Genomic DNA, 7185 nt, shown 5'->3' on the forward strand with positions numbered 1-7185 from the left:
CGGGCGGGACCATCACCAGCGCCGACACATGGGGATCGGACCAGTGGTGGTACGGTTACCACCTGATCGTTCCTGGCGAAGGAAGTCAGACGTTGCTGGCCGATGGGAACTCATTGTCGCCCACGATCGGCGGGCAGACCTTCTGGATCGCCACCAAGCAGAACTGGGTGATCGGTTGCGGGGTAACCGCGGACGATGGCGGCGAAGGCTTCCTGGCCCTTGCTCCGGACGGTACGCGATACACCTTCGCGCACCTGTTCTATCGCCCCATGACCTACATCACCAAGCCGGGCGGCACGCCGCCTGACAGTGTCACGGCGCTCGGCAGTGGAAGTGTCCAGCCGCAGACCATAGTCGGCGGCACCGACTCCCTAACCCGGCGCGAAGCCTTCATGTACGTGACGCAGGTGCAGGACCGCTTCGGCAACACCCTGAACTATCACTACGACGCCAGCACCGGCTATCTCACCAGCATTACGGCCAGCGACGGACGCGAGATTGACGTCACCTACGTGTCGGGCTCGCCGTTGATCCGCTCGGTCACCGCCAAGGCCACGAACGTCCCGTCACGCACGTGGACCTACAGCTACGACACCACGACCAAACCCGTGTTGCCCACACTGACCGGCGTCACGCTTCCCGATGGAAGTGCCTGGTCCTACAGCCTGGCGGGATTCCAGAACGACTTCATCCAGGTGGCCTCGGCCAACTGCAACCTCAACCAGGTGGGAACAGCTACCGTCACAACGACGACAGGCACCGTCACGACGCCCTCCGGCCTCCAAGGCAGCTTTGCCGAAGAACCGGTGCTGCACGGTCGGTCCTATGTGACCCGATCGTGTTGGGGTGGCCTCAATCCTCCCCAACAGGTGTACTTCCTGATCCCCAACGCGACTTACCAGCAGTCGATCACCAGCGAGACGATCAGCGGCGCCGGCGTGCCGACGGAAACCTGGAGCTACAGCTACTCGCCGGCGAACCAGAGTTGGAAAAGCGACAGCTGCGCCAGCACCAGTAGCTGCCCGTCGACTGTGTACACGGATGTGACGGATCCCGGCGGAAACGACACCCGGTACACCTTCAGCAACGTCTTCGATGCCACCGAGGGCCAACTGAAAGAAACGGACTACTACAGCGGTGCCGCGGGTGGCGCGCCGGTACGCTCGGAGGCCAACCTCTACGCCAATCCCACGGGTGGCCCCTGGCCGACCAGCTACGGCATCGACCTGCAAGAGCGCGACAACTACCTGCAGACCCAGGAGGGTGCGCCGCTGCAACAACGCACGATCACCCAGGACGGCTCTAGCTTCATCTGGCAGGCACTGGCCTTCAACGCCTATACGCAGCCGACGGATGTGAAGCGCTACAACAACATCGGACAACCGTCGATCGAGGAAACCACCGCCTATCTCAACGACACGAGTCTCTGGGTGCTGGGCCTGCCGCAGACCGTGACCAACAAGGGCACGGGAGAAGTGGAGACGAGTAATACCTACAACAGCCTAGACGAACTGACTACGCGTGCCCGCTTCGGCGAGACGCTGATGAACTACACGTGGAATGGCGCGGGTCAGTTGGCCAGCTTCATCGATGGCAATAACCACACCACCAACTTAAGCAACTACTACCGTGGCATTCCGCAATCGATCGGCTATCCGGATGGTACGAGCGAAACCCTGACCGTCGACGATCTTGGCCAGATCACCTCGATCAAGGATCAGGCCGGCCACACCACCAGCTACAGCTATGACGCCATTGGCAGGGTAGCCAGGATCACCTATCCCTACGACAGCAGCGTCGACAGCGCGCAGTGGTACCCCAAGGTGTTCACCTACGCCTACGTGACCGGCGCGGAACGCGGCGTGGGCGCCAACCATTGGCGTCGGACGGTGACGCAGGGAGCCTCTACCGACACGACGTATTTCGATGCCGAGCTGCGCCCGGTGCTGGACGACACGTCCAACGGCAGCGCGGACATCAGCACCGCCACCGGCTACGACTGGCGTGGACTGACCACGTTCGCCTCGTACCCGGTGGCCGGCAGCCCGGATCTGTCGGCCATCACCGCCGGCACCCGCAGCAATTACGACGCGCTGGGCCGGTTGCATCAGGCCCTGCAGGACTCGGAATTGGGCACGCTGACCACCACCACGGCTTATCTGTCGGGCGCGCGGGAACAGGTGACGGATCCGAAGAACAATGTCATCACGACGACCTATCAGGTGTTCGACGAACCGGACTACAAGACACCGATCCAGGTGCAGGCACCCACCGGCATCACGCAGACGATCACGCGCGACGTATACGGCAACCCGCAGTCGATCACCCAGTCGGGCAGCTACGGCACCGAATCGGACAGCGTCACCAAGTCGCTGGTCTACGACAGCTACCACCGCCTGTGCCGGACTACCGAGCCGGAGACCGGCAGCACGGTGATGGCCTACGACGGGGCGAACAACCTGGCGTGGAGCGCGGAAGGCCAGGCCATCACCGAGAGCGGCTGCGGCCAGGACCAGGTCGCCACTGCCGCGCAGACCACGCGCACCTACGATGCAATGAACCGCGTGCTGACGATCCTGCCGCCCAGTGGCACGCAGAGCACGACCTATACCTACGATGCGCTGGGCCACGTGAAGACTGCCGCCTCGGGCATCGCCGCCCAAGGCTTTGCCTACAACAGCCTGGGCGCGTTGACCAGCGAGAGCCTGCAGCTGACCGGTGGTGACCCCTGGACGATCGGCTACAGCTACGACGCCTACGGCCATCGCACCATCGTGAGCTATCCGAACGGCACCGGCACGAGCGAAACCGTGAACTACGCGCCCGATGCGTGGGGTCGTCCCACGCAGGCGGGCAGCTACGCCACCGGCGTCGGCTACTTCCCCAACGGCCAGATCGAAAGCTTCACCTACGGCAACGGCCGCATCTACGCCGCCACGCAGAACACGCGGCAGCTCACCAGCGCCTTCAGTGACGGCGCGGGGAGTACGACGGATGTGCAGGAAGCGCTCACCTACGATGCCGACGGCAACATCACGGCGGTAACCGACCCCAGCGGCTTGCGTACCAAGAGCTTCGGCTACGACGACCTGAACCGCCTGACCAGTGCGACGGCCACCAACCTCTACGGCGCGGAAAGCTACACCTACGACCCGATCAACAACCTGCGCACCCGGCTGACGCAAGGCCAGACGCTGACCTACAACTACGACGCCACCAACAAGCTGACCAGCATCACGCAGGGGGCGACGTCGATCGACAGCTTCACCTACAACCCGCAGGGCGACACCATTGGCGAGAACAGCACCATGGCGACCTTCGACGCCAGGCATCAGCTGACCAGCATCCCCGGCCTGGAGAGCTACAGCTACGACGCCGCGGGGCGCCGGGTGGAGAAGCAGCCGGCGAGTGGTTCGCCCACGTACTACTTCTACGACCAGGCCGGCCAGCTGATAGTCCAGTACGCCCCCGGCACGGCCATGACCACCCACTTCATCTACCTGGGCACCCGACTGATCGCCCAGCACGATCACGTGCAGCTGAGCCCGCCCGGCGCCATCGGCTTCGGCGCCAATCCCGTCGTCGGCGGCACCAGCGTGAGCTGGGGCAGTGTTTCCGCGGCAACCAGCTACACCTTGCAGCAGAGCGGCAACGGCGGTAGCAGCTGGAGCACGGTGTACAGCGGCAGTGCGACCAGCACGGCAGTATCGGGCCTGGCCGGTGGTAGCTACGTCTACCGGGTCCAGGCCTGCATCAGCAGCACCTGCAGCGGGTGGACGACGTCGGACACGCTGGGCGTGTGGCCGGCGATCCCGACGGTCACGGTGCCGACCGGCACGATCAACGGTCCTTACACCGTGAGCTGGACGGCCACGGCAGGCGCGACGGGCTACACCGTGCAGGAAAGCCTCAACGGCGGCGCCTGGAGCACGATCGCCACCAACACTACGGCGACCTCGATCGGCCGGCCGGGCACCACCACGGGCAGTTACACCTACCAGGTGGAGGCGAGCGATACCTACGGCACGGCCGGGTGGAGCGCGACCTCGGCGGCGGTGAGCGTGGACACGGCTTTCGGGACGATGCCTGCGCCGGTGCCTACCTTGAGCGTGCCGGCGGCCAGCAACGACGGCAGTGCCACGGTGAGCTGGACGGCGGCCTCGCCGGTGACGGGCTATACCTTGCAGCAGAGTAGCAACGGCGGAAGCAGCTGGACGACGGTGTACAGCGGCACCGCCACCAGCGCGACCGTGACCGGCCTGGCCAACGGCAGCTACACGTACCAACTGCAGGCCTGCAACAACCCGGCGGACGGCTCAGTGTGCACGGGGTGGGTGACCGGCGGCACGCTGGTGGTGACGCATCCGCCATCGGGTGCACCCAGCCTCACCGTGCCGATGAGCAGCCCCACCGGCAGTTACACCGTGAGCTGGGGTAACGTCGCCACGGCGACCAGCTACACGCTGCAGGTCAGCAGCAACGGCGGCAGCACGTGGAGCACGGCCACCAGCGGCAGTGCGATGAGCTGGGGTGCCAGCGGCCAAGGCAACGGCAGCTACGTGTACCGGGTGGAGGCCTGCAACGTGGGTGGGTGTGGGCCGTGGAGTGGTACCGGCACGACCACCGTGTTGTTGCCGCCCGCCAGCGCGCCGAGTCTCAGTGTGCCGGCCAGCAATACTACCGGCAGCTATACGGTGAGCTGGGGCAGCGTCGCCACGGCGACCAGCTACACGTTGCAACGAAGCATCGACAGCAGCGGCTGGAGCACAGTGCAGTCGAGCAGCGCCACCAGTTGGACGGCCAGCGGCCAGACCACCGGCACCTACGGATACCGCGTGCAGGCCTGCAACGCGAGCGGTTGCGGACCGTGGAGTGGCACGGGCACGACCAACGTGCTGTTGCCGCCGGGCAGTGCGCCGAGCCTGAGCGTGCCGGCCAGCAGTTACACGGGCGCCTACACGGTGAGCTGGGGCTCGGTGGCGACGGCGTCGAGTTACACCCTGCAGGAGCAGGTCAATGGTGGTGCCTGGAGCACGAAGCAATCCAGCAGCGCCACCAGTTGGAGTACCAGCGGGCGCGGCGATGGCAGCTATGGCTACCGGGTGCAGGCGTGCAACACGAGCGGCTGCGGGCCGTGGAGTGGGACGGGCACGACCACCGTCCTGTTGCCACCGGCGGCACCCGCGTACGTCTCCGCGCCGGACTCGGTGCCTTACCCGAGTGGCGTGTGGGCAGTGAATTGGGCCTCGGTGAGTAGCGCGACCACTTACAACGCAAAACGCACCAACACCGGAACGAACACGGTGGTGGCGGTCTACAGCGGTAGCGGAACGAGCGTGGACCAATCGAATGTCGTGCCCGGCACGTATGTCTTCTCGGTGCAGGCATGCAACGCGGCGGGGTGCTCAGGGTGGCATCAGTCGGACACGGTCACGGTGTCCAGTGTGTCGTGCCCGACGTCCTCCCAAGCCATCAAGGCCAACGGCGTGCAACCCATGCTCATCAAGTGCAACTGAGACGGCCATGACGATCGGGAAGGAATGCCTCATGAAGATCTGTCAGCACGCCATCCGAGTCCCGTGCTTGCTAGGCCTCTGGGTCGGGCTGGGGTGCCCAGCCCATGCGCAGACGGACACGGTGACCTATGTCTACACCGATCCGCAGGGTACGCCGCTGGTGAAGGCGGATGCGGCGGGCAATGTCATCGCACGCTACGACTACATGCCCTATGGCGATGCGGTGACGTCGCTAGGCAGTCCGCCGGATGGGCCGGGCTACACCGGTCACGTGAACGACCCGGAGACGGGGTTGGTGTACATGCAGGCGCGGTACTACCAGCCATTTGGGCGATTCTTGAGCCCGGACCCGGTGGGGCCTACGCCGGGCGATATCTACGATTTCAATCGGTATGCGTATACGGACAATAATCCGGTCAATCACATTGACCCCGACGGACGAAGCACTTGTGCTAACCCCAAGTGTACTATGTCAACGATAGATAGTAGGCCAGGGGTTCCCAAAGGCTACTCTCCATCCGTAAATGGTAATCAAGGCCTTCCGACGGGGAATGTCGGGGGCAACATAGCATCGGCCAATTCGCCCGGTGCGACTATCACGTTTACAAATGACAATCCTAATGGTGCTAGTCCTAATCAGCCGGTGACTACTGCTACGGCAAAGATGGTTGAGAATGGGGTCATGAACTCCGGGGTGCAGTCGGTGAATATCAACAGCACTACGGGTGGGCAGCATGCTGCTACGAGCAATCACTACCGCGGGAAAGCGGTCGACATAAACCGAGTAAATGGTCAGCGTGTGGATAGTCCTGCCAACCGCAGTGCAGTAGCTGCTGTGCAGAACGCTTTCAGGGGTGAATCCAATATCAGAGAGAACTTTGGACCAGTGTTCCAAGAGAAAACTTTGACGTCTGGTGCGGCACCAGTACCCTGGACACAGGTCGGTGAGGATCATCAGAACCACATTCACGAATCGGGGCAGCAGTGATGGCATATCAGTTATGCAAATGGTTATTCACAGTGCTGGCCTTGACTGTGAGTGCTAAGGTCGTGGCGGCCGGCCAATGCCAAGGGTTTAAATTCGAGCAAGTAACGAGTTTATCTTTGCAAGACTTTGGACGACTGACTCAGCAGAAGGTGGTGGCAGGTGAGCCTGGCTCCGTGGTGTTTACACCCTTCGATGAGGAAGATTATCCACGGAAGGATCAATTTCGTGCGCTTGGATTCGTTTTTGCGCGTGTGGGTGATCTTGGGGAAACTCCGATTGGTGGATATATATGGATATCGAGGGATGCGAAGTACCGGGATTACAAAGTAGTTAAAAAAACCGACTCCGTTTCGGTCACCTTCCGCCTAGAAGGTGCCCAACACTGTGCGGCCTCGCAACTGGATTTTGAACTGAAGCAAATGGGCAGGGTGTACGTGAACGGTGCGGCTGTTGGCACAATTAAATAGGCGTGCCGGAGAACAGGAGAACAGGGGTCACCATTTCGCCGCTGGGGTCAATAGGCGCGCATTGGCTCTGCCTCGGTCGCATCGAAGCGTAAGGGATGCTCTGATCTATTCAACATGAAACGGACGTCCATACGTTCGCTCTTGAATCCACGTTCGGACGGAAAAATAGTTGGATCACTCGTAAAACGAGGCCGTTGAGCGGTGAGTGCGCGAC

The 7185-nt window shown here is 62.8% G+C and carries 3 protein-coding genes; all 3 read left to right on the top strand.

Translation table 11 applies throughout. The features are described from left to right. The first annotated feature begins 113 nt into the window (after window positions 1-113). The 3 genes from ABQJ56_RS16450 (at window position 114) to ABQJ56_RS16460 (ending at window position 6971) form a co-directional block, all read left to right on the top strand. Window positions 114-5516 carry a hypothetical protein gene (locus ABQJ56_RS16450; RefSeq protein WP_367846107.1) on the top strand — a complete coding sequence of 1801 codons (5403 nt, stop codon included), beginning with the start codon at window positions 114-116 and terminating at the stop codon, window positions 5514-5516. Window positions 5517-5637: 121 nt separating this feature from the next. Then, window positions 5638-6504 carry an RHS repeat-associated core domain-containing protein gene (locus ABQJ56_RS16455; RefSeq protein ID WP_367846108.1) on the top strand — a complete coding sequence of 289 codons (867 nt, stop codon included), beginning with the start codon at window positions 5638-5640 and terminating at the stop codon, window positions 6502-6504. Then, on the top strand, window positions 6504-6971 hold the full coding sequence (locus ABQJ56_RS16460) for a hypothetical protein (RefSeq protein ID WP_367846109.1): 468 nt from the start codon (window positions 6504-6506) through the stop codon (window positions 6969-6971). Before ABQJ56_RS16455 ends, ABQJ56_RS16460 begins: the two co-directional genes overlap by 1 nt. The last annotated feature ends 214 nt before the right edge of the window (window positions 6972-7185 follow it).

The sequence above is a fragment of the Rhodanobacter geophilus genome (genome assembly GCF_040812275.1).
In the GTDB taxonomy this organism is placed as follows: Bacteria; Pseudomonadota; Gammaproteobacteria; order Xanthomonadales; family Rhodanobacteraceae; genus Rhodanobacter_A; species Rhodanobacter_A geophilus.

What these genes read in the sequence shown, in the direction of transcription:
- ABQJ56_RS16460 (WP_367846109.1), top strand. Translation starts at nt 6,504, where the DNA reads ATGGCATATCAGTTATGCAAATGGTTATTCACAGTGCTGGCCTTGACT.